The sequence below is a fragment of the Agrococcus sp. Marseille-P2731 genome, assembly GCF_900117395.1.
Lineage (GTDB): Bacteria > Actinomycetota > Actinomycetes > Actinomycetales > Microbacteriaceae > Agrococcus.
In genome coordinates, this window is sequence record NZ_FPEG01000003.1 from 1 (window position 1) to 23,430 (window position 23,430).

The following is a 23,430-nucleotide window of genomic DNA, read 5'->3' on the forward strand; positions in this document are numbered from 1 at the left end:
TCGTGGCACAAACGGAAAAAGGGGCCCCAGACGAATCTGGGGCCCCTTTCCAAAAGAAGTCCGGCGGTGTCCTACTCTCCCACAGGGTCCCCCCTGCAGTACCATCGGCGCTGAGAGCCTTAGCTTCCGGGTTCGGAATGTGACCGGGCGTTTCCCTCTCGCTATGGCCGCCGAAACACTGTTGATGTTTCAGTCTGCACAGCTCTCCACACGGGGTGGAGGGCTGCGGTTCTCGACCGTACATCGAGAACCACAAAGTGGACGCGAGCAGCAAGCTCATATATATGTTATCAAGTCATCGGCTTATTAGTACCGGTCAGCTTCATGGGTCGTTAGTCCCCACTTCCACATCCGGCCTATCAACCCAGTAGTCTGGCTGGGAGCCTCTCGCCCGAAGGCATGGAAGTCTCATCTTGAGGCCGGCTTCCCGCTTAGATGCTTTCAGCGGTTATCCATCCCGAACGTAGCTAATCAGCGGTGCTCCTGGCGGAACAACTGACACACCAGAGGTTCGTCCAACCCGGTCCTCTCGTACTAGGGTCAGATCCTCTCAAACTTCCAACGCGCGCAGCGGATAGGGACCGAACTGTCTCACGACGTTCTAAACCCAGCTCGCGTGCCGCTTTAATGGGCGAACAGCCCAACCCTTGGGACCTACTCCAGCCCCAGGATGCGACGAGCCGACATCGAGGTGCCAAACCATGCCGTCGATATGGACTCTTGGGCAAGATCAGCCTGTTATCCCCGAGGTACCTTTTATCCGTTGAGCGACAGCGCTTCCACAAGCCACTGCCGGATCACTAGTCCCGACTTTCGTCCCTGCTCCAGTTGTCACTGTCACAGTCAAGCTCCCTTGTGCACTTACACTCGACACCTGATTGCCAACCAGGTTGAGGGAACCTTTGGGCGCCTCCGTTACTTTTTGGGAGGCAACCGCCCCAGTTAAACTACCCACCAGGCACTGTCCCTGAACCGGATTACGGTTCGAAGTTAGATATCCAGAGTGACCAGAGTGGTATTTCAACATTGACTCCACCCGAACTAGCGTCCGAGCTTCACAGTCTCCCACCTATCCTACACAAGCCACACCGAACACCAATACCAAGCTGTAGTAAAGGTCACGGGGTCTTTCCGTCCTGCTGCGCGTAACGAGCATCTTTACTCGTAGTGCAATTTCGCCGAGTTCGCGGTTGAGACAGCTGGGAAGTCGTTACGCCATTCGTGCAGGTCGGAACTTACCCGACAAGGAATTTCGCTACCTTAGGATGGTTATAGTTACCACCGCCGTTTACTGGGGCTTAAATTCTGAGCTTCGCTTGCGCTAACCCTTCCTCTTAACCTTCCAGCACCGGGCAGGCGTCAGTCCGTATACATCGACTTGCGTCTTCGCACGGACCTGTGTTTTTAGTAAACAGTCGCTTCCCACTGGTCTCTGCGGCCTTCAAACGCTTCCGGCAGCAAGTGCCGTCACGCCTCAGGCCCCCCTTCTCCCGAAGTTACGGGGGCATTTTGCCGAGTTCCTTAACCACGATTCTCTCGATCTCCTTAGTATTCTCTACCTGACCACCTGAGTTGGTTTGGGGTACGGGTGACTTGAACCTCGCGTCGATGCTTTTCTTGGCAGCATAGGATCACAGACTTCCCTCTAGGGTTCGGCAAAGCTCTCAGGCTATGTGTGGGACGGATTTGCCTATCCCACGCCCTACGGCTTACCCGGACTCAACCATCGGCCCGGTTCTGCTACCTTCCTGCGTCACACCTGTTAATACGCTAGCCGCCCCAGCATAGGGTCGAGTGCTAGGCCAAGGACGTCACCCCGAAGGGATCGGTCCAAGGATTCGGACTCTTAGCATTACTGGTTTGGCTTGGGCGGTTCTTCGTCAGCTCAGGAGTATCAACCTGATGTCCATCGACTACGCCTGTCGGCCTCGCCTTAGGTCCCGGCTTACCCAGGGAAGATTAGCTTGACCCTGGAACCCTTGGTCTTTCGGAGGACATGTTTCTCACATGTCTTTCGCTACTCATGCCTGCATTCTCACTCGTGTGGCGTCCACGGCTGGATTCCTCCGCCGCTTCACTCGCCACACGACGCTCTCCTACCAATCCGTACGCCTGGACAGCCGAAGCTGCCGAGCTGTTGTACGAATTCCACGACTTCGGTGGCGTGCTTGAGCCCCGTTACATTGTCGGCGCAAAATCACTTGACCAGTGAGCTATTACGCACTCTTTCAAGGGTGGCTGCTTCTAAGCCAACCTCCTGGTTGTCTAAGCAACTTCACATCCTTTTCCACTTAGCACGCGCTTAGGGACCTTAGTCGGTGGTCTGGGTTGTTTCCCTCTCGACGATGAAGCTTATCCCCCACCGTCTCACTGCTGCGCTCTCACTTACCGGCATTCGGAGTTTGGCTGACGTCAGTAACCTTTTGGGGCCCATCGGCCATCCAGTAGCTCTACCTCCGGCAAGAAACACGCAACGCTGCACCTAAATGCATTTCGGAGAGAACCAGCTATCACGAAGTTTGATTGGCCTTTCACCCCTATCCACAGCTCATCCCCTCAGTTTTCAACCTAAGTGGGTTCGGTCCTCCACGAGGTCTTACCCTCGCTTCAACCTGGCCATGGATAGATCACTTCGCTTCGGGTCTAGGACATGCGACTGAATCGCCCTATTCAGACTCGCTTTCGCTACGGCTACCCCACACGGGTTAACCTCGCCACATATCGCTAACTCGCAGGCTCATTCTTCAAAAGGCACGCTGTCACAGCTACTAGGGCTGCTCCAACGGTTTGTAAGCAAACGGTTTCAGGTACTATTTCACTCCCCTCCCGGGGTACTTTTCACCTTTCCCTCACGGTACTTGTCCGCTATCGGTCATCTGGGAGTATTTAGGCTTACCAGGTGGTCCTGGCTGATTCACACGGGATTTCTCGGGCCCCGTGCTACTTGGGATGAACCTCGCGCCATCGCACGGTTTCGGCTACGGGATTGTCACCCTCTGTGATGGACCTTTCCAAGTCCTTCGCCTACCGCGGTCTGTCACGCTTGCTGATCGGCAGATCAGCTGAGATGTCCCACAACCCCGATCGTGCAACGCCTGCCGGCTATCACACACGATCGGTTTAGCCTCTTCCGCGTTCGCTCGCCACTACTTACGGAATCACTGTTGTTTTCTCTTCCTGTGGGTACTGAGATGTTTCACTTCCCCACGTTCCCTCTACCCGCCCTATATATTCAGGCGGGAGTCACCGGGTCAGCACGCTGCCCAGCGGGGTTTCCCCATTCGGAGATCCTCGGATCAAAGCTCGTTTATCAGCTCCCCGAGGCTTATCGCAGATTACTACGTCCTTCATCGGCTCCAGATGCCAAGGCATCCACCGTTTGCTCTTAGAAACTTGACCACATACATGAGTATTTTGGTTAGGACACCACCGTCGAAACGATGGCGACCAATGATCTATATAGATCATCAAGACTCGAGCCGAAGCCCGAATCTAAGATGCTCGCGTCCACTGTGTAGTTCTCAACTTACGGTCGGTACCGACGATCGAAACGCATACGCGCAACAACCGGCCGGTCCGAGGGTCATCCAACGCCAAAAGGCGCCGTCCGGTCCCTCAGGACCCAACAGCGTGCATGCACCCGAGAACCCCGAACCCCACCGTTCCAGACCGCCGAAGCAGCCGTACTGAGCAGAGCTCGATCCCTCGAGCACCAATGTCAATGTTCCACCCATGAGCTGACCACCGATCGACATGGCGACCGAAGTGGCTCTGCGCCGGCGAACCGACGAGATGCTCCTTAGAAAGGAGGTGATCCAGCCGCACCTTCCGGTACGGCTACCTTGTTACGACTTAGTCCTAATCACCGATCCCACCTTCGACGGCTCCCTCCAAAAGGTTAGGCCACCGGCTTCGGGTGTTACCGACTTTCATGACTTGACGGGCGGTGTGTACAAGGCCCGGGAACGTATTCACCGTAGCGTTGCTGATCTACGATTACTAGCGACTCCGACTTCATGAGGTCGAGTTGCAGACCTCAATCCGAACTGAGACCGGCTTTTTGGGATTCGCTCCACCTTACGGTATCGCAGCCCATTGTACCGGCCATTGTAGCATGCGTGAAGCCCAAGACATAAGGGGCATGATGATTTGACCTCATCCCCACCTTCCTCCGAGTTGACCCCGGCAGTATCCCATGAGTTCCCACCATAACGTGCTGGCAACATAGGACGAGGGTTGCGCTCGTTGCGGGACTTAACCCAACATCTCACGACACGAGCTGACGACAACCATGCACCACCTGTATACGAGTGTCCAAAGAGTTCACTGTCTCCAGTGCGTTCTCGCATATGTCAAGCCTTGGTAAGGTTCTTCGCGTTGCATCGAATTAATCCGCATGCTCCGCCGCTTGTGCGGGCCCCCGTCAATTCCTTTGAGTTTTAGCCTTGCGGCCGTACTCCCCAGGCGGGGAACTTAATGCGTTAGCTACGACACGGAGACCGTGGAATGGTCCCCACATCTAGTTCCCAACGTTTACGGCATGGACTACCAGGGTATCTAAGCCTGTTTGCTCCCCATGCTTTCGCTCCTCAGCGTCAGTTACGGCCCAGAGATCTGCCTTCGCCATCGGTGTTCCTCCTGATATCTGCGCATTCCACCGCTACACCAGGAATTCCAATCTCCCCTACCGCACTCTAGTCTGCCCGTACCCACTGCAAGCCCGAGGTTGAGCCTCGGGATTTCACAGCAGACGTGACAAACCGCCTACGAGCTCTTTACGCCCAATAATTCCGGACAACGCTTGCACCCTACGTATTACCGCGGCTGCTGGCACGTAGTTAGCCGGTGCTTTTTCTGCAGGTACCGTCACTCTCGCTTCTTCCCTGCTAAAAGAGGTTTACAACCCGAAGGCCGTCGTCCCTCACGCGGCGTTGCTGCATCAGGCTTGCGCCCATTGTGCAATATTCCCCACTGCTGCCTCCCGTAGGAGTCTGGGCCGTGTCTCAGTCCCAGTGTGGCCGGTCACCCTCTCAGGCCGGCTACCCGTCGTCGTCTTGGTGAGCCATTACCTCACCAACTAACTGATAGGCCGTGAGCTGATCCTTGACCGAAATTCTTTCCACCCCCAGGAGATGCCTCCGAAGGTCGTATCCGGTATTAGACGCCGTTTCCAGCGCTTATTCCAGAGTCAAGGGCACATTGCTCACGTGTTACTCACCCGTTCGCCACTAATCCAGAGGAGCAAGCTCCTCCTTCATCGTTCGACTTGCATGTGTTAAGCACGCCGCCAGCGTTCGTCCTGAGCCAGGATCAAACTCTCCGTAAAGAAAAGATGCATACCACCCAGAAAAACCAGGCGGCAGCGAGTTTGAAACTGACAAAAAAGACTGTCTACTGACAATCTGTCTCATCCAAAGGAATCGTTCTGCCCGAAGGCAGGACGAGTAAATAATTTGGCATATGACATTGTGCACGCTGTTGAGTTCTCAAGGATCGGACGCTCCCGTGCTTCCCCCCATCAGGGATCAGCGCCGAGGCAACTTCTCAATCATAACCACTTCTCGGACCATGTCAATTCGACACGCCGTGCGGAGCTCGTACTCCCACCAGACCCTCAGGTCCGGCTCGTGGCAACCTGTCTAGGTTACACGCTCTGGAGCAGCTGTCAAATCGCTGATCCCGCACGGTTCGTTCCCGGTTCATGGCAACCTGTCTAGAGTACATGCCTCGCGGCCGCCGTCAAACCACCTGTGGGCCGGGCGCGTCGCGGGTCGGCGCGAGGCCCGCAGCTTCGCGTCTCGGCGATGCCTAGACGGCCCGCGATATTGGTGTAACCCGGACGATGGCGGGCCCAGCACGGCGTGACGCGGTCGACGCGCCTAGAGGTCGCCGATGGGGCTGCCCGTCGGTCGAACCGAGCCGTCTCCCCCACGCGGTCATCGCGATGCAGGACGCGATGCAGCGCTCGCACACACGAGCGACAGCGGCTACGCGGCGAGCAGTGCCTCGATGGGCCCGCGCGCGAAGAAGACGACGAACAGCACGGCGACGATCCACAGCAGCGGCGAGATCTGCTTCGCCTTGCCCGAGACCGCGTTGATCAGCACCCAGGCGACGAAGCCGACGCCGATGCCGTTGGCGATGTTGTAGGTGAGCGGCATCACGACGATGGTGAGGAACGCGGGCAGTGCCACCCGGAAGTCGGTGAAGTCGATGTCGGCGATCTGCGACATCATCAGCGCACCGACGACGACGAGCGTCGCAGCGGCCACCTCGAGCGGCACCACCGAGGTCAGCGGCGTGAGGAACATGGCGGCGAGGAACAGCACGCCCGTCACCACCGACGCGAGGCCAGTGCGAGCACCATCGCCGATGCCTGCCGCGGAGTCGATGAAGACGGTGTTCGAGGATGCGCTCGCACCGCCACCGGCGACGGCGCCGACGCCCTCGACGACCAGCGCACGCTTCAGGCCCGGGAACTGGCCGTTCGGGTAGGCCAGGCCCGCCTGGCGTGCGAGGCCGGTCATCGAGCCGATCGCGTCGAAGAAGTTCATGAACACGAGCGTGAAGATGAACATCGTCGTCGCGAGCACCCCGATGCGCTCGAAGGAGCCGAACGACACCTGGCCGATGAGTGAGAAGTCGGGCAGGGAGAAGATCGCGGTCGGCAGCGCCGGCGGGTTCAGGTTCCAGGCATCAGGGTTCTGCCCGAGCGACGGGCCCACCTTGAAGATCGCCTCGAGGATGATCGCGATGACCGTGGTGGCGACGATGCCGATCAGCAGCGCACCCTTGACCCGCAGCGAGAGGAGGATCCCCATCATCGCCAGCGCGATGATGAAGACGACCGTCGGCAGCGCGGTGATCGATCCCCCGTCGCCCAGCTGCACGGGCGGCGACGCCGCGAAGGTCGAGCGCACGAAGCCCGCGTCGACGAATCCGATGAAGGCGATGAACAGGCCGATCCCCACGGTGATCGCGCTCTTGAGCGCGGGCGGCACGGCATCGAAGATCATGCGGCGGAGGCCGGTGAGGCCCATGACGACGATGATGATGCCGTTGATGACGACGAGGCCCATGGCCTCCGGCCAGGTCAGCTCGCCGACGAGGCTGAACGCCAGGAACGAGTTGATGCCGAGGCCGGCCGCAAGCCCGAACGGCACGTTGGCGATCAGGCCCATCGCGAGGGTCATGAGCCCGCCCACCAGCGCGGTGACGGCCGCCACCTGGTGGTTGGGGAGCCATCCGCCCTCGACGTCGACCGCCGCCTGATCGGCGGAGAAGCCGCCGATGATCAGCGGGTTCAGCACGATGATGTACGCCATCGCGAAGAACGTGACGAGACCGCCGCGCACCTCCTGCGTGACGGAGGAGCCGCGCTCCGAGATCTTGAAGAAGCGGTCGAGGGCGCCCTTCGGCGCCGCCTGCGTCGTGCTGGTCATGAGTGCTCCGGGTCGGGCGCGGGGGCTTCGACGCTCTCGGCGCCCGCGGCGCGGAGCGGCTCAGCCGCCTGAGGTCGGGTCAGATGTGGCGCTCGGTCGGGCCGACGTAGAGCTGCTGCGGTCGGCCGATCTTCGTCTGCGGGTCGAGCATCATCTCGCGCCAGTGCGCGATCCAGCCCGGCAGGCGGCCGATGGCGAAGAGCACCGTGAACATGCGCTCCGGGAAGCCCATCGCCTTGTAGATGACGCCGGTGTAGAAGTCGACGTTCGGGTAGAGCTTGCGCTCCTTGAAGTAGTCGTCGGCCAGCGCCACCTGCTCGAGCTCCTGCGCGATGTCGAGCAGCGGGTCGCGCACGCCGAGCTGCGCGAGCACCTCTTCTGCCGAGGTCTTCACGAGCTTCGCGCGCGGGTCGTAGTTCTTGTAGACGCGGTGCCCGAAGCCCATGAGCTTGACGCCCTGCTCCTTGCGCTTGACGCGCTCCACGAAGCGCTCGACGCCCTCGCCAGAGTCGCGGATGCCTCGCAGCATCGACAGCACGGCCTCGTTCGCGCCGCCGTGCAGCGGCCCGGAGAGGGCGTGGATGCCGGCGGATACCGAGGCGAACAGGTTCGCGTCGGTCGACCCCACCATGCGCACCGTCGACGTCGAGGCGTTCTGCTCGTGGTCGGCGTGCAGGATCAGCAGACGCTCGAGCGCGCGCACCATCACCGGGTTCTGGATGTAGGGCTCGGCCTCGATGCCGAAGTTGAGCTTCAGGTAGTTCTCCACGAAGCTCAGGCTGTTGTCCGGGTAGAGGAAGGCCTGCCCGATCGACTTCTTGTGGGCGTAGGCCGCGATCACCGGCATCTTCGCCAGCAGGCGGATGGTCTGCTTGTCGACCTTGTCGGCGTCGCGCGGATCGTGGTCGGGCTCGTAGTAGGTCGACAGTGCGCTGACGGCGCTCGAGAGCGCGCTCATGGGGTGGGCGTCGCGGGGCAGCGCGTCGAAGAAGCGCCGCAGGTCCTCGTGCAGCAGGGTGTGGCGACGCACGCTCTGGTCGAAGCCCGCCAGCTCGTCCTCGCTCGGCAGCTCGCCGTAGATGAGCAGGTGCGCGACGTCGAGGAAGGTCTTCTGCTCCGCGAGCTCCTCGATGGGGTAGCCGCGGTAGCGCAGGATGCCCGCGTCGCCGTCGATGTAGGTGATCGCGCTGCGCGTGCTCGCCGTGTTCACGAACCCGTAGTCGAGGGTGGTGAGCCCCGTCTCGCGCGTCAGCTTCGACACGTCGATCGCAGAGCGCCCGTCAGCGGCCTCCAGCACCTGCAGCTGCGTCGAGCCGCCATCGTGCTGCAGCGTCACGGAACGGGCGGGCTTGGCGGTGTCCTCGATCGTCACGCTGACAGACTATCGGTCGCCAGCGGCTGCCCCTCACGCACCGGGATCAGCCCAGGAGTCGCGCTGCTGCCTCGGCGATGTCGTCGTCGGATGCGGTGAGCGCGACCCGCACCCGAGTGCCGTCGCCGTAGAAGGTGCCAGGGGCGACCAGGATCCCGAGTCGCGAGAGCGCATCGACCTGCTGCAGCGCATCCGAGCCGTCGGTGGCCCACAGGTAGAGGCCCGCGTCGGAGGCGACCTCGAACCCGCGCTGCCGGAGCGCGGGCAGCAGCTGCGCGCGGCGCGCGCGGTAGCGCTCGCGCTGCTCGGCCACGTGGGCCTCGTCGGCGAGTGCCACGGCGAGTGCGTGCTGCACGGGGCTCGGCGCCATCAGGCCCAGGTGCTTGCGCACCGCGAGCACGCGCTGCACGACGCTCGGGTCGCCGGCGATGAAGGCGGCGCGGTAGCCGGCGAGGTTCGACTGCTTGCTGAGCGAGTAGACGGAGATGAGGCCGCGCAGGTCGCCGTCGGTGACGCGCGGATCGAGGATCGACGGTGCCTCCTCGACCTCCCACGGCAGCAGCGCGTAGCACTCGTCGCTCGCGACCACGATGCCGCGCTCGCGCGCGACGCGCACGACGCGACGCAGCGCATCCACCCCCAGCACCTCACCCGTCGGGTTCGACGGCGAGTTGAGCCAGACGAGCCTGGTCTCTGCCGGCCACTCGTCGGGATCGTCGGCCCGCACCGGCGCAGCGCCGGCGATCCGCGCACCGATGTCATAGGTCGGGTAGGCGACCGACGGATGCACGACCACATCGCCCGCGCCGAGGCCGAGCTGCAGCGGCAGGCCGGCGACGAGCTCCTTCGAACCGACCGTGATGAGCACGTGCTCGTCGGCGATGCCCTCGACGCCGCGCACGCGGGCGAACCACTCGGCGATCGCCGCGCGTGCCTCCGCCGTGCCGTGGTTCGTCGGGTAGCCGTGCGCGTCGGTCGCCTCGCGGAGCGCCGCCTGGATCACCGGCGGCGTCGGGTCGACCGGCGAGCCGACGCTCAGGTCGACGAGCCCGCCCGGGTGCTGCGCGGCGCGAGCCTTCGCGTCCGAGAGCGTGTCCCAGGGGAACTCGGGCAGCAGCATCAGCTGGTCTGCTGCGGCGGGAGCGCGGCCACGATCGGGTGGTCGTGCTTGATAACGCCCACCTTCGCGGCGCCGCCGGGCGAGCCGATCTCGTCGAAGAAGTGCACGTTGGCCTCGTAGTACTCGGCCCACTCCTCAGGCGTGTCGTCCTCGTAGAAGATCGCCTCGACGGGGCACACGGGCTCGCACGCGCCGCAGTCGACGCACTCGTCGGGGTGGATGTACAGCATCCGCTCGCCCTCGTAGATGCAGTCGACGGGGCACTCGTCGACACAGGCGCGATCCTTGAGGTCGACGCATGGGAGCGCGATCACGTAGGTCATCGGTCTGCCTCCCCTCCTGTCGTTCGGCTCCTAGCCATCCTAATCCGCCGCATCGCCTCCGCATCCGGCCACGCCAGCGCGACGAAGGATGCGACCACCGGCACGATCGACCAGAGCCAGCCCGCGAGGTTGGAGGGCACGATCGAGCGCTCGGTGCCCCAAGCGCCGCGGCCGAGCGGATCGATCGCGATCAGGGCGATGACGCCGACCACGCCGAGCACGGCCGCGACCGTCATGGGCCGCGAGCCGCTCGTCGCCCGCACCCCGAGGATCAGGCCGACCGCGGCGATGAGCGAGAGGCCGAGGCCCCACGGCAGCTGCTGGTGCGAGAAGGTGCCGACGACGCCGACGACGAGGCCGGCGAGCAGCGCGCCCACCCGCAGCAGCACCCGCGTGCTGCGCTTCGGGCGCGCTTCGATGAGGCGGTAGTGCTCGACCGCGTCGATCGGGCGGCGCTGGCCGCCGACGTGCAGCACGTCGTCGCCCTCGACCGTCAGCTGCGAGCTGTGCTCGGCGAGCGCGGCGAGCACTCGGTCGCGCACCGGCTCGAGCGCGAAGGAGACGTCGGCCGCGCGATCGGTGCGCACGTAGAGCGGCAGGTCGTAGCGGCGCGCGACGAGCACGGCGGCGCGGTGCGCGGCGACGTGATCCGGATGGCCGTAGCCGCCATCGGCGTCGTAGGTCACGAGAGCCGTCGGGTCGACCTCCTCGACGACGACGCTCAGCGCATCCGCCAGGTCATCGATGTCGGCGCGACTCATGGAGGTCGGCGGGGCGTCCGGGGCGGCGCCGGCCTTGCCGTTCGTGTGCCACGCCATGCCGGAGTCGTCCCAGCCGTGGATGCGTCGGCCGCGGGCGCCGAGCGCGCGCAGTGCCGCGTCGAGCTCGGCCCGACGCACCTCGCCGATGCCGACCTCCTCGACGTCCGGCATCCGCTCGGCGCGGACCTCGCCGCGCTCGCCGAGCGTGAAGGTGACGACGACGGCGTCGCCGCCGCTCTCGGCGACAGCGGCGATCGCGACACCGGTCGAGAGCGTCTCGTCATCTGGGTGGGCGTGCACGAACATGACACGCTCGAGGCGGGGATCCATCCCTCTCATCCAACCACCGCTGGAGGCCTGCTCCGCACGCGACCGCCGAGCACCCGGCTGCTGGCGCGGTGCGGCGCGCAGACGCCGAAGGACCCCTCCTGCCATCCGGGGCCCGGTGCACCGGGTCGCCGTTGGCGGGAGGGGTCCTGTCGAGGAGCGGTGTCAGCCCTGCTTCTTGAGGCGGCTGGCCTCGCGAGCGCGCGTGGTCGCATCCAGGTTCACCTTGCGGATGCGCACGTTCTGCGGCGTCACCTCGACGCACTCGTCGTCGCGAGCCCACTCGAGGCACTCCTCGAGCGAGAGCTGCTTCGGCGGCGTCAGGCGCTCGAGCTCCTCACCGGTCGACGACCGGATGTTGTTGAGCTTCTTCTCCTTGGTGATGTTGACGTCCATGTCATCGGCGCGGGCGTTCTCGCCCACGACCATGCCCTCGTAGACGTCGTCGCCCGGCTTGATGAAGAAGGTGCCGCGCTCCTGCAGGGCCATGATGGCGTTCGGCGTGGCGACACCGGTGCGGTCGGCGACCAGCGCGCCGTTGTTCCGCGTCGTGATCGCGCCCGCCCAGGGGCGCACTCCGTGCGAGATCGCGTTGGCGATGCCGGTGCCGCGGGTGATGGTCATGAACTCGGTGCGGAACCCGATGAGGCCGCGCGAGGGCACGACGAACTCCATGCGCACCCAGCCGGTGCCGTGGTTCTGCATCCCGTCCATGATGCCCTTGCGAGCGGCGAGCAGCTGCGTGACGGCGCCGAGGTACTCCTCGGGCGCGTCGACCGTCAGGTGCTCGAAGGGCTCGTGCAGCACGCCGTCGATCTTGCGCGTCACGACCTGCGGCTTCCCGACCGTGAGCTCGAAGCCCTCGCGGCGCATCTGCTCGACCAGGATCGCGAGGGCCAGCTCGCCGCGGCCCTGCACCTCCCAGGCGTCGGGCCGGCCCACGTCGACGACGCGGAGCGACACGTTGCCGATGAGCTCGCGGTCGAGGCGGTCCTTCACCATGCGGGACGTGAGCTTGGCGCCCTTGACCTTGCCGGCGAGCGGCGAGGTGTTCGTGCCGATCGTCATCGAGATCGCGGGCTCGTCGACCGTGATGGTGGGCAGCGGGCGCACGTCGTCGGGGTCGGCGAGCGTCTCGCCGATCGTGATCTCGGCGATGCCCGCCACGGCGACGATGTCACCGGGGCCCGCGCTCTCTGCCGGCACGCGCTCGAGCGCCTTGGTCTCGAGCAGCTCGGTGATGCGCACGTTCTGCACCTCACCGTCGTGCCGCACCCAGGCGACGGTCTGCCCCTTCTTGATCGTGCCGGCCTTGACGCGCAGCAGCGCGATGCGGCCGAGGAAGGGGGATGCGTCGAGGTTCGTCACGTGCGCCTGCAGCGGCGCCTCGTCGTCGTAGGTCGGCGCCGGGATGTGCTGGAGGATCGCGGCGAACAGCGGCTCGAGATCCTCGCTCTCGGGGAGCGAGCCGTCGGCGGGCTTGACGGTCGAGGCGCGGCCGGCCTTGCCGGAGGCGTAGACGACGGGCACGTCGAGGACGGCGTCGAGGTCGAGGTCGGGCACGTCGTCCGCGAGGTCGGAGGCGAGGCCGAGGAGCAGGTCCTGGCTCTCCCCCACCACGTCGTCGATGCGCGCGTCGGGGCGGTCGGTCTTGTTGACCAGCAGGATCACGGGCAGCTTGGCCTCGAGCGCCTTGCGGAGCACGAAGCGCGTCTGCGGCAGCGGGCCCTCGGAGGCGTCGACGAGCAGGACGACGCCGTCGACCATGGAGAGGCCGCGCTCGACCTCGCCGCCGAAGTCGGCGTGGCCCGGGGTGTCGATGACGTTGATGATCACGGGCCCGTCGACGGCGTGCTCGCCCACGTAGCGGATCGCCGTGTTCTTGGCGAGGATCGTGATCCCCTTCTCGCGCTCCAGCTCGTTGGAGTCCATGGCGCGCTCGTCATGCGTGTCGTGCGAGCCGAACGAGCCGGTCTGCGTGAGCATCGCGTCGACGAGGGTGGTCTTTCCGTGGTCGACGTGGGCGACGATCGCCACGTTGCGGAGATCTGATCGCGATGCGATCGGCATACAGGAGCCTTCCGTATGGGGAGTGCGCGACGAACGGCCGCAGTCGCCCATCCTAGCGGGCGGCTGCGGCCGAGCTTCGCGGCTCAGATGCCGCGCTCCTCCTCGATCGCCGTCTGCGTCTTGCGCTCGTCGGCGAGCTGCTCGACGTCGACCGCGTCGCTGTCGCCCTGCGCCCCGTCCTCGGAGGTGCGCGCGAGCAGCTCGTGCCGCAGCGCGCGGCGAGCGCGCTGCTTGTCGGGATCGGGCACGGGGATCGCGGCGATGAGGCGCTGCGTGTACGGCTCCTTCGGGGCGCGCAGGATCGCGTCGCGCGCGCCCTGCTCGACGATCTTGCCGTGGTGCATCACCGCGATGCGATCCGACATGAGGTCGACGACCGCGAGGTCGTGGCTGATGAACAGGCACGCGAAGCCCTGCTCCTCCTGCAGCTCGCGCAGCAGCTCGAGCACGGTCGCCTGCACCGAGACGTCGAGCGCGCTCGTCGGCTCATCGGCGACCAGGAGGTCGGGGCTCATCGACAGCGCGCGAGCGATGCCGACGCGCTGCTTCTGGCCTCCGGAGAGCTCGTGCGGGAAGCGGTTCCGATATGCGCGCGGGAGGCGCACGGCATCGAGCAGCTCCTCGACGCGCTTGTCGAGCGCGGCGCCGCGGTGGATCTTCGCCAGGTACATCGGCTCGCCGATCGACTCGCCGATCGGGAGTCGCGGGTTCAGCGAGGACGAGGGGTCCTGGAAGACGATGCCGACCTTGCGGTTGAGGCTGCGCGCGAGCTTCCGGTCGATGTGCGAGATGTCGACGCCCGCGACCTCGAGCCGGCCCTCGGCGATCGGCTGGAGGCCGATGGCCGCGCGACCGATGGTCGACTTGCCCGAGCCGGATTCGCCGACGAGGCCGAGGATCTCACCGGCGCGGATCTCGAGCGAGACGCCGTCGACAGCGCGGAACGTGCCGAGCTTGCCCTTCTTGCCGTACTCGATCGCGACGTCCTCGAGCACGAGCACTGGCTCGCCCGTGAACTGCTTCTCCTCGCGCTGCGCCTGCTCTGCTGCGCGGGCGTTCTCCTCCACGCGCACGCGCAGGTCCTCGTCCATGACCTCCTGATCGGAGGCCAGCGCGAGCGCCGCGGTCAGGTCGATCGCGGCCGCGCCCTCGCTGCCCTCGCCGAGGCGAGGCACCGAGGAGAGCAGCATCTGCGTGTAGGCCTGCTGCGGGTTCGCGAAGATCTCGCGCACCGGCCCCTGCTCGACGATGCTGCCCTGCTCCATCACGACCACCCAGTCCGCGAGGTCGGCGACGACACCCATGTCGTGGGTGATGAGCAGCACGGCCGAGCCGAGGCGATCCTTCAGGTCGCGCATCAGCTCGAGGATCTCGGCCTGCACCGTGACGTCGAGCGCCGTGGTCGGCTCGTCGGCGATGAGCAGCTCGGGGTCGAGCGAGAGCGCCATCGCGATCATGGCGCGCTGGCGCTGACCGCCGGAGAGCTGGTGCGGGTACGACTTGAACGCCTTCATCGGGTCCGGCAGCTCGACGAGCTCGAGCATCTCGAGCGCACGCTCCTGCGCAGCGCTCGGCACCATCTCGCGGTGCAGGCGCAGCCCCTCCATGATCTGGAAGCCCACCGTCAGCACGGGGTTCAGCGCCGTCATCGGCTCCTGGAAGATCGCGGAGACCCGATTGCCGCGCACCTCGCGCATCTTCTGCGGGGCGAGCCCGAAGAGCTCGTCGCCACCGAGCTTGATCGAGCCGCGCGTGCGCGCGTTCTTGGGCAGCAGGTCGAGGATGGCCATGGACGAGACGCTCTTGCCGGAGCCGGACTCGCCGACGACGGCGACGACCTCGCCCTTGCCGATCTCGTACGAGACGTCCTTCGCCGCGGGGACCCAGTAGCCGTCGACGGCGAAGTCGACGTGCAGCCCCGAGATCTGCAGGGCGGGAACCCCGTCCTGAGCGTGCTGAGCGTTGTCAGTGTGATGCGAGGTCATGCCGCCTCCTCCAGCGGGGTGTCGGATTCGTCGCGCGATGCGGTGCCTGCGACGATGGAGCCGTGAACGACGACCCGCGTGCCGTGACCGTCCACTCCCGCGTGAATCGAGGCATGGCGATCTTCTGCTGGGCCCTGCTCGCCGTGCTCGGCGCGCTCGGCGCCATGCAGGCGGAGCCGCGGGGCGCGGTCGCGGCGGTCATCGCCGTCGTCTGGCTGGCCTACGCGGCCTTCGTGGTGCTGTGGGCTCCTGCGCTCGTGGTCGACCGCGCCGGCTGCGAGATCCGCAACCCGCTGCGCACCGTCCGCGTCGCCTGGGAAGCGCTCATCCACGTCGACACCCGCTACTCGCTGACGCTGTTCACGCCGAACCGTCGCTGGCCCGTGTGGTGCGCGCCGCAGGCCGGGCGCCTGAGCGCCCGCCGCAAAGCGCGCCGGGCGGGCGACGACGACCGCGATCCCCGCGACCCCCGCAACCCGCTCGACGCCGGCATGCGCATCGGCGACGTGCCCGGCACCGAGTCGGGCGACGCGGCGAGGCTCGTGCGCGATCGCTGGGCGTCGGCCCCGCGCGGAGCGGACGCCGAAGCGGTCGCGGTGCCCGTCGTGCTGCACTGGTCGCGGGTCGCGGCGCTGGCCGCGGGGCCCCTGCTCATCGCCGGCGTCCCGCTGCTCTTCTGACGCGGTCGTCGGCGCACAGCTGCTGAGACCGCGGATCATGCGCGCGACTCCGCGGCCACCGGCTGCTCCTTGGTGCGGCGCACCGAGAAGCGCTTCTGGCGCGGGTCGAACGCGTCGCGCAGCCCGTCGCCGATGAAGTTGATCAGCAGCGCGGGCGTCACGATGAAGAACGCCGGGAACCAGAACAGCCACGGCCGGGTCGCGAAGGCCGACTGGTTGTCGGAGACCTGGCGGCCGAGCGATGTGTCCGGCGGCAGGATGCCGTAGCCGAGGTAGCTCAGCGAGGCCTCGAGGATGATCGCGGCCGCGGCGATGAGCGACGCGGCGACGATGACGACGCCCATGGCGTTCGGGAGGATGTGCTTGAAGATGATGCGGAAGTCGTTCGCGCCCGCGACCCGCGCAGCCTCGACGAACTCGCGCTCGCGCAGCGACAGGAACTCGGCGCGCACGAGTCGCGCGATGCCCATCCAGGCGACGAGGCCGAGGAAGACGGCGAGGTACTGCACGCCCAGCCCGCCCGTCATGGCGCCGACGACCGCGCCCACGACGATCAGCGGGATCACGATGAACACGTCGGTGATGCGCATGAGGATCGCGTCGACCCATCCGCGGTAGTAGCCGGCGACGGCACCGACGACGGTGCCCACGATCGTCGCGACGCCGGCGAGCAGCACGATGACGACGAACGAGTTCTGCACGCCGCGCATGGTCTGCGCGAAGTAGTCGACACCGATGCGGTTCTGGCCGAAGGGGTGGTCGCCGAGGAACAGGCCGGCACCGCCGAGCCACTCGGGGATGAGCGACAGGGTGGGCCGCCCGCCGTCGACGACGGTGCTGGGCGTGCGGTAGTCGTAGTGCCACCAGCCCGGGATCGGACCGATGCCGATCGCCGAGATCGCGAACACGAAGATCGCCACCAGCAGCACGAGCGACACCATCGAGGACTTGTTCGAGACGAAGCGCGTGAAGATCAGGCGGCTCTGGCTCTGGCCGGCCACCTCTTCCTGCGTCGTGGTCTTGGCAGAGTTCGTCACTTGACCCTCACTCTCGGGTCGAGGAGCGCGTAGCTCAGATCGGCGATGAAGTTGAACAGGATCGCGGTGATCGCGATCACGAGGAAGTAGCCCATGACAGGGTTCACGTCGACGCGGTCGAGCGCGACGTTGAACAGCGCACCCATGCCACTGATGGCGAACACGCGCTCCGTGATTAGCGCACCGCCGAGCAGCGCGCCGATGTCGGCGGCCACGATCGTCGTGATCGGGATGAGCATGTTCCGGAACGCGTGCCGCGTGATCACGACGCGCTCGGAGAGGCCCTTCGCGCGCGCGGTGCGGATGTAGTCCTGGTTCATGACCTCGAGGAGGCCGGCGCGCGCGTAGCGCGTGTAGCCCGCGAACGAGATGAGCGTGAGCGAGATCGTCGGCAGCAGGAAGTGGGTGAACGTGTCGATGCCCATGACCCACATGTCGCCGGAGAGCCCAACCGTCTGCTCGCCGACCGTCGCGATCGGCCGGTTGTTGATGCGCGGGTTCGTGAGGTACGAGGGCCACGCCTGCAGGTAGCGGTCCGCGACGACGAGCAGCGACGACAGGGCGCCGACCACCATCGTGGTGCGCACGACCTGCGCCCGATCGTTGCCGCCGATGACCCATCCGATGACGAAGCACGCCGCGAGCGTCGCGAGGCCCAGGATGCCGATCGTCCACACCGTGGAGATGTCGAACAGGCCCTGCAGCACGAAGTACGAGACGTACGCGAGCACACCGGCGCTGATGGCACCGATGAGCGCACGGCGGTTGCCGAAGCCCGCCATGACGGCCGTCACGCCGAAGACCGTGCCGCCGATGAGCAGCAGCAGGCCGACGGCACCGAGGCCGGGCTGCTGGAACCAGTTGACGGCGTCGAGGTAGTAGAGCATGCCGAACGTCGCAGCGCCGGAGATCACGAAGGTGATGACGCGGTTGCGCCGCGAGCCTGCGACGAGCGCCTGCATGATCACCGCGATCACCAGCGCGATCACGAGCGTCGGGATGAAGCCGATGCTCGAGTCGCCGCTCGAGAGCCAGTCGTTGAACCCGATCGCCACGAACTCCTTCAGCAGCACCGCTGCGAGGAACGACGGGAGCGAGTAGAGGAAGAAGCTGACGAACGTCATACCGAGGTCGAACGCCGAGTACTGGCGCAGCGCCGAGACGATGCCCGTGATGATGCCGAAGATGATCGCGAGGATCGTCGAAGCGGCGACCAGCCTCACCGTTGAGGCGGCAGCGGGCGGGAGGAGCTGCGTGACCTGCGCGTAGTTCAGGTCGGTGCCGAGATCGCACGGCGTGAAGGGCGTGAGGCAACCTGCCGCGCCCGCCAGCCAGCCGAACCACCGCAGCGGCGGCGGGACGTCGAGGTCGAGGCGCTCGATGCGCTGCGCGATGAGCAGCTGCGCGTTCGGGGCGTTGGACGCCTGGAGGTCTTTGAGGGGGTTGTCCGAGTACGCCGTGAGGACGTACATGATGAACGACGCCACGAGGAGCGTGAGGATGGAGGCAAGGATGCGCCTCACGATGAAGCTGAGCATGGCTCTGTGCTCCGATCAGCCGGAGGACCGCGCGGGTCGCGCGCGAATCGAGGACGGACACGGGTTGGCCGTGGCTGCCGGGACGAGGTCCCGACAGCCACGGCCGAAGGACTAACTGGGAATCATACTGTCAGGCGATCAGCCGACGAGCGTCCACTCCCACGTGTTCCAGATGGCGCCCGTCTGGCCGCCGTTGTAGACGACACCGTCGACGCCGCCGTTGGTCGCAACCAGACCGGGGGTCTGGAAGAGCGGCAGGCCGTAGAAGTCGTCGCGCGACAGGCGGTCGATCTCGATCTGGATCTCCGTCAGTCGCTCCTCGTCACCGATCGTGATCTGCGACTCGTCGGCGAGAGCGTCGACCTCGGCGTTGCTGTAGCCGTTGTAGTTGCCACCGCCACCGGTCTTCCAGATCTGCGGCAGGCTCGCGTAGCCGACACCCGGCGAGACCCATCCGAAGATCGATGCGTCGTAGTCACCGCTGCCGAGCAGGCTCGACCAGTCGGGCGATCCGGCGTCGACGATGTTGAAGCCGGCCTCCGAGGCGCTCGCCTGGATGAGCTGGAAGGAGTCGACGCGGTTCGGGTTCTCCGTGTTGTAGAGGATGCTGACCGTCGGCGTAGCACCGGCGAGCAGCTCGCGAGCGCCCTCGATGTCGGGCTCAGCGAAGTCGCCGTAGCCGTTCTCCGCGATCGCGTCCTGGTACTGCGGCTGGTTCGTGACGAACTGCTGCGAGTTCAGGACCTCAGCGCCCTCCTGGATGGGCGTGATGATCGAGTCGAGGATCTGCTGGCGCGGGATGGTCATGAGGAACGCCTCGCGCACGGTCGGGTCGGAGAAGACCTCCGAGTCCATCGTGAGGTCGAGGTGGTCGTACGCCAGCTGCGAGCCCTGGATGAGCGTGCCGCCGAAGGCCTCGATCGAGGAGATCGTGTCAGCCGAGGGCTGCGGCTCGATGACCTGCACCTCACCGTTCTGGAGAGCGGTGATCTGCGCGTTCGGGTCACCGATGAAGCGGATGATCAGCTCGTCGAACGACGGCTGCATCTCGCCACGCCACTCGGGGTTCGGCTCGAAGGAGATGAAGCCACCGTCGTCAGCCTGGAAGTCCTTGGGGATCCACATGCCGGCGCCGACGAGGAGGCCCTCGTCCTCAGGCATCGCGGTGATGTTGTAGCCCGTGTTCCACAGCTCGGCCATGGTCTGCAGCTGCTCGTTCGGCTCGGCGGGAGCCTCGGGGTCGCCCTGCGGAGTCTCCTCGAGGAACGTCGCGAGCTCCTCGACCGAACCGAAGCCAGCGGCCTCAGCGAAGACGTGCGCCGGCTTGTTGATGAGGTTGACCAGGTTCCAGTCGACGTACGGAGCGCCGTAGTTCAGCGTGAGCGTGCCGGCCTCCGCGTCGATCTCCGGGAACTCGGTGGTGTCGAGGCCAGCCGTCGAGCCAGCGAGCTGGAAGTAGACGTTGCCCTCGGTGACCTCACCGGTCGCCTCGTCGTACGTGGCGTCGTCGTAGTAGCCCGAGCCGATCGCCCACGAGAGCAGGAGGTCGGTCGTGGTCATCGGCGTGCCGTCCGACCAGACAGCCTCGGGGTCGAGGGTGTACTTCACGACGAGCGGGTCATCGCTGACGAGCTCCATCGTGCCGTTGGTCTCGTCGGGGACGACGTTGAACTCCGGGTCGACGTAGGCGAACGAACCGGGGCCCGTGCCGGCACCCATGAGGTAGTCGACCATGCCGTTCGTGTTCAGGTTCGTGTCGGGGGTGCCCGAGTTCAGCGCGGTCGCAGCGTTGGTCTGCGCGACGCTGATCGTGCCGCTGGTGGGAGCGGCGCTGTCGGTGCCACCGGACTCTGCCGGCTCCGGGGTGGTCGTGGTGCAGCCCGCGAGCGCGACCATAGCGGCGGTGCCGATGGCGAGCCCGGCGAGCGCGCGGCCGCGACGCCTGTTGAGAATTGTCACTGGTTTCCTCCTGTGCAAGGTGAGCGAGCGGCTTCTTGAGCCGCAGTGCTCTGAGATAGTCGTCAGTCTAAGCACGGGGATTCGAGCGAGCGGGCCCGTTCTCCTGATCGTTACCAAGTTGGTGCTTGCGCGATCCGGAGCGCGGAGCCCCTAGCGTTGGAGCGTGCACGAGCCCCAGACCCGCCGCCGCCTCGCGTGGGAGATCGCCATCGTGCTGCTGCTCTCGCTCGGTGCGAGCGCCCTGTGGTCGGTGCTCCAGTTCGCCGACGTCTCGACGCGCGAGGCACCGATCGGCGAGCAGCAGGTGGCCCTCAACCCCAGTCGCTCCGACCGCGCCTGGCTCGACCTCGCGTATCAGCTGACCGGCATCCTGCTCGACCTCGTGCCCGTCGCGCTCGTCATCTGGCTGCTGTGGCGCGCCCGTCGACCCCACCTGAGTGCCCTCGGGATCGACGGTGCCCGCCCGTGGCGCGACACCGCATCCGGCACCGCCCTCGTGCTGATCATCGGCATCCCGGGGCTCGCGCTCTACATCGCCGGACGCGCGATGGGGCTGACGGTGAACGTGGTGCCATCGCCGCTCGACGCGCACTGGTTCACGGTGCCCCTGCTGCTGCTCTCGGCGCTGCGCGCCGGGCTCACCGAGGAGGTGATCGTCATCGGCTACCTCTTCGAGCGTCTGCGCCGGATCGGGTGGAGCCCATGGGCGATCATCGTCTCGGCCGCGCTGCTGCGCGGGGTCTACCACCTGTATCAGGGCGTGCCCGCGATGCTCGGCAACATTGCGATGGGGCTGCTGTTCGGGTGGCTCTACCAGCGCACCGGCAGGCTCGTGCCGCTCATCGTGGCCCACACGCTCATCGACGTCGCGGTCTTCGTCGGCTACCCGTGGGCGTACGCGAGCTTCCCGGTGCTGTTCGGGGGATGATCTCGTGACGCGTGCGACTGCGTCGCGCGCTCCTCGATCAACGGGTGGGGTGCGACTGGGTCACGCCCGATCAGCGGGGGTCGCGCGGCGTCACGGCGCGGGCGCCGGGGCGGTCGCGGTCTCGATCGCCCACTCCCAGGCGTTCCAGGTGAGGGATGCGCTGCGCGGCCTCGGCACGACACCCTGCACCTGCGAGGCCGAGACGGTCGTGGGCGAGGGCTCGATGATGGGGAGCACCAGCGCATCCGCGACCAGCGAGGTCTCGAGCTCGAGCAGGGTCTCCTCGAGGGCGTCGCGATCTGCCGTGGCCAGCGCCTCGTCGATCATTGCGTTGCGCTCGGCGCTGCTCGCGGCCGTGATGCCGCCGTCGCGCCAGCGCTCGTCGATCTCGCCGACGCCCTCCGGCACCGTGACCTGTCGCAGCACCGCGTGCCAGTCCTCGCCGGCGAGCCCGGCGCGCAGGTCGTCGACGCCGCAGTCGCGCACCGCCCACCCGGCCTCGGCGGCCTGCTCGCGCATCGCCTCGACGTAGGCGGTCGAGAAGCCCGACGCGCGGTCGTGCAGCACGCAGAGCTCGGTGCCCGCGGCGATGGCCATGGAGTCGCGCAGCGCGGCCGCGGCCTCCGCATCCGCACCGCCGAAGGCGTCGCTGAAGCCGGCGTCCTCGAGCGCGTACTCGTAGATGCGGGTGCCGGAGCGGAAGAGGATCGAGTCGGTCGCGGTGGTGTCCTGCACCCGCTCCCCCAGCGCCGCCTCGGTCGCTCGCCGCTGGTCGAAGGAGCGGAGGAACGACGTGCGCGCCTCGACCGACTGCAGCGGAGCGCGGTCGGCGCGCAGCGCGAGCTCCCAGCGCGTGCCGTCTCCGGCGAGCAGGAGCGACGCGTCGTCGCGCTCGAGGTCGCGGATGACAGTGCGGCTCTCCTCGGTCGGCTCGACGGTCGCGACGTCGACCTCGCCGGCAGCGAGCGCCTGCAGCGCCGCGGCGTCGTCGGCCACCGGTCGCAGGGCGAGGCGCTCGATCGCGGCGCTCTGGGCACCGACGTAGGAGGTGTTCGCGACCAGGTCGACGCGGCCGTTCTGGATCGTGTCCACGCGATAGGCGCCGCTCGAGACCAGGAGGTCGGACTCCAGGGCGAGCGGGTCGACCACGAACTCGCTGCTCCACGCCGCCGAGAGGCGGTGCAGCACGAGCGGATCCGCGCGGTCGATGGCGTCGAGCACCGCCTGCTTGGCCTCCATCGGGTCGGCGATGCCGAGCACCCGCTGCGCGAGCACGTGCGCGGGCACCGCGACCGGCAGCGCCTGCTGCCAATCGGGGATCGGCTGCGACAGCTCGACGTCGATCGAGCGCTGCCAGTCGTCGGGCGTCGCGCCGGTGGAGTGGATGAGGCCGCCCGAGTCTGCGACGTCGAACCAGACGGCGTCCTCCGGCAGGTCGAGCGCCCCATCCGTGCCGCGCAGCGCGGACACGTCGAGATCGGGCGTCGAGAGCGCGTTGGAGGTCGCGGCCCACGCCAGCATGAGGTCGGCCGCATCGACCGGCACGCCGTCGGACCAGCGCACGCCCTCGGCCAGGTCGTAGCGCACCGTGAAGGGCGACTCGCTCGCGATCGTGACCGTGCCGAAGCTGGGGTCCTCGCGCAGCTCACCGTCGTTGTCGAGGGTCGTGAACGCGCCCCGCGTGAGCGCCGCGAGGTCGCGGTTGCCCGCCGTCGCCCCGGTGCTGCTCGCGGCGTTCGCAGAGGTCAGCTCGCCCTCCCACGCGACCGCGACGCTCGTGCCGGCCACCACGCGCGGCTCGTACGACGGGCCCCCGCACGCGGTCAGCGCGAGCGCCGCGATGGCGGCGGCCGCGATCGCGAGCGTGCGGGGTCTCGTCACGCGTGCG

At 66.4% G+C, this 23,430-nt stretch carries 13 protein-coding genes and 3 rRNA genes; 2 read left to right on the forward strand and 14 right to left on the reverse strand.

From position 1 onward, the window contains the following. Positions 1-58: 58 nt before the first annotated feature. The 10 genes from rrf to BQ6202_RS08225 form a co-directional block, all read right to left on the reverse strand. Positions 59-175: ribosomal RNA gene (rrf, locus tag BQ6202_RS08180) — 5S ribosomal RNA — on the reverse strand. 111 nt (positions 176-286) lie between these two features. Beyond that, a 23S ribosomal RNA gene (locus BQ6202_RS08185) occupies positions 287-3,399 on the reverse strand. Between the two features lie 404 nt (positions 3,400-3,803). After that, a 16S ribosomal RNA gene (locus BQ6202_RS08190) occupies positions 3,804-5,326 on the reverse strand. The 16S, 23S and 5S rRNA genes sit together here, the layout of an rRNA operon. 661 nt (positions 5,327-5,987) lie before the next feature. Beyond that, positions 5,988-7,442, reverse strand: coding sequence for an NCS2 family permease (locus BQ6202_RS08195; RefSeq protein ID WP_072314023.1), 1,455 nt, complete (start codon positions 7,440-7,442; stop codon positions 5,988-5,990). A 79-nt stretch (positions 7,443-7,521) separates the two neighbouring features. After that, complete coding sequence (locus BQ6202_RS08200; protein ID WP_234946225.1) at positions 7,522-8,772, reverse strand: citrate synthase; 1,251 nt, start codon at positions 8,770-8,772, stop codon at positions 7,522-7,524. Between the two features lie 88 nt (positions 8,773-8,860). Then, entirely contained in the window at positions 8,861-9,934 is a 1,074-nt protein-coding gene (dapC, locus tag BQ6202_RS08205; RefSeq protein ID WP_072314025.1) for a succinyldiaminopimelate transaminase, read from the reverse strand. After that, positions 9,934-10,257, reverse strand: a complete 324-nt coding sequence (fdxA, locus tag BQ6202_RS08210) for a ferredoxin (RefSeq protein WP_072314026.1) — start codon at positions 10,255-10,257, stop codon at positions 9,934-9,936. Before fdxA ends, dapC begins: the two co-directional genes overlap by 1 nt. Next, a complete protein-coding gene (locus BQ6202_RS08215) occupies positions 10,254-11,348 on the reverse strand; it encodes a PIG-L family deacetylase (RefSeq protein ID WP_072314027.1) in 1,095 nt (364 codons plus the stop codon). The genes fdxA and BQ6202_RS08215 overlap by 4 nt, the downstream gene beginning before the upstream one ends. Positions 11,349-11,510: 162 nt before the next feature. Continuing rightward, complete coding sequence (gene typA, locus BQ6202_RS08220) at positions 11,511-13,415, reverse strand: translational GTPase TypA (protein ID WP_072314028.1); 1,905 nt, start codon at positions 13,413-13,415, stop codon at positions 11,511-11,513. An 83-nt stretch (positions 13,416-13,498) separates the two neighbouring features. Continuing rightward, entirely contained in the window at positions 13,499-15,400 is a 1,902-nt protein-coding gene (locus tag BQ6202_RS08225) for a dipeptide ABC transporter ATP-binding protein (protein ID WP_083587138.1), read from the reverse strand. A 62-nt stretch (positions 15,401-15,462) separates the two neighbouring features. Here BQ6202_RS08225 and BQ6202_RS08230 point away from each other — a divergent pair, with 62 nt between their 5' ends. Then, entirely contained in the window at positions 15,463-16,080 is a 618-nt protein-coding gene (locus tag BQ6202_RS08230; RefSeq protein WP_083587139.1) for a PH domain-containing protein, read from the forward strand. A gap of 35 nt (positions 16,081-16,115) precedes the next feature. Here the strand turns inward: BQ6202_RS08230 and BQ6202_RS08235 are convergent, their stop codons facing one another. The 3 genes from BQ6202_RS08235 to BQ6202_RS08245 form a co-directional block, all read right to left on the reverse strand. Continuing rightward, the gene (locus tag BQ6202_RS08235; RefSeq protein ID WP_234946166.1) at positions 16,116-17,117 is read right to left on the reverse strand and encodes an ABC transporter permease; all 1,002 of its coding nucleotides are present in this window, start codon (positions 17,115-17,117) and stop codon (positions 16,116-16,118) included. Further along, positions 17,114-18,655, reverse strand: a complete 1,542-nt coding sequence (locus BQ6202_RS08240) for an ABC transporter permease (RefSeq protein ID WP_072314029.1) — start codon at positions 18,653-18,655, stop codon at positions 17,114-17,116. Before BQ6202_RS08240 ends, BQ6202_RS08235 begins: the two co-directional genes overlap by 4 nt. 138 nt (positions 18,656-18,793) lie before the next feature. After that, positions 18,794-20,614 (reverse strand): ABC transporter family substrate-binding protein, encoded by a 1,821-nt coding sequence (locus BQ6202_RS08245; protein ID WP_234946167.1) that lies wholly within the window; start codon positions 20,612-20,614, stop codon positions 18,794-18,796. Between the two features lie 163 nt (positions 20,615-20,777). Here BQ6202_RS08245 and BQ6202_RS08250 point away from each other — a divergent pair, with 163 nt between their 5' ends. Continuing rightward, complete coding sequence (locus tag BQ6202_RS08250; RefSeq protein WP_072314031.1) at positions 20,778-21,542, forward strand: CPBP family intramembrane glutamic endopeptidase; 765 nt, start codon at positions 20,778-20,780, stop codon at positions 21,540-21,542. Between the two features lie 90 nt (positions 21,543-21,632). Here BQ6202_RS08250 and BQ6202_RS08255 read toward each other — a convergent pair whose 3' ends face one another. Continuing rightward, positions 21,633-23,423: an ABC transporter substrate-binding protein gene (locus BQ6202_RS08255; protein WP_072314032.1), complete on the reverse strand. Its 1,791-nt coding sequence runs from the start codon at positions 23,421-23,423 to the stop codon at positions 21,633-21,635. Positions 23,424-23,430 lie beyond the last annotated feature (7 nt).

Bases quoted from the DNA above. Each gene is read 5' to 3' on its own strand.
- BQ6202_RS08195 (WP_072314023.1), bottom strand. From the start codon at position 7,442: ATGACCAGCACGACGCAGGCGGCGCCGAAGGGCGCCCTCGACCGCTTC.
- BQ6202_RS08225 (WP_083587138.1), bottom strand. From the start codon at position 15,400: ATGACCTCGCATCACACTGACAACGCTCAGCACGCTCAGGACGGGGTT.
- BQ6202_RS08215 (WP_072314027.1), bottom strand. From the start codon at position 11,348: ATGGATCCCCGCCTCGAGCGTGTCATGTTCGTGCACGCCCACCCAGAT.
- BQ6202_RS08240 (WP_072314029.1), bottom strand. From the start codon at position 18,655: ATGCTCAGCTTCATCGTGAGGCGCATCCTTGCCTCCATCCTCACGCTC.
- typA (WP_072314028.1), bottom strand. From the start codon at position 13,415: ATGCCGATCGCATCGCGATCAGATCTCCGCAACGTGGCGATCGTCGCC.
- dapC (WP_072314025.1), bottom strand. From the start codon at position 9,934: ATGCTGCTGCCCGAGTTCCCCTGGGACACGCTCTCGGACGCGAAGGCT.
- fdxA (WP_072314026.1), bottom strand. From the start codon at position 10,257: ATGACCTACGTGATCGCGCTCCCATGCGTCGACCTCAAGGATCGCGCC.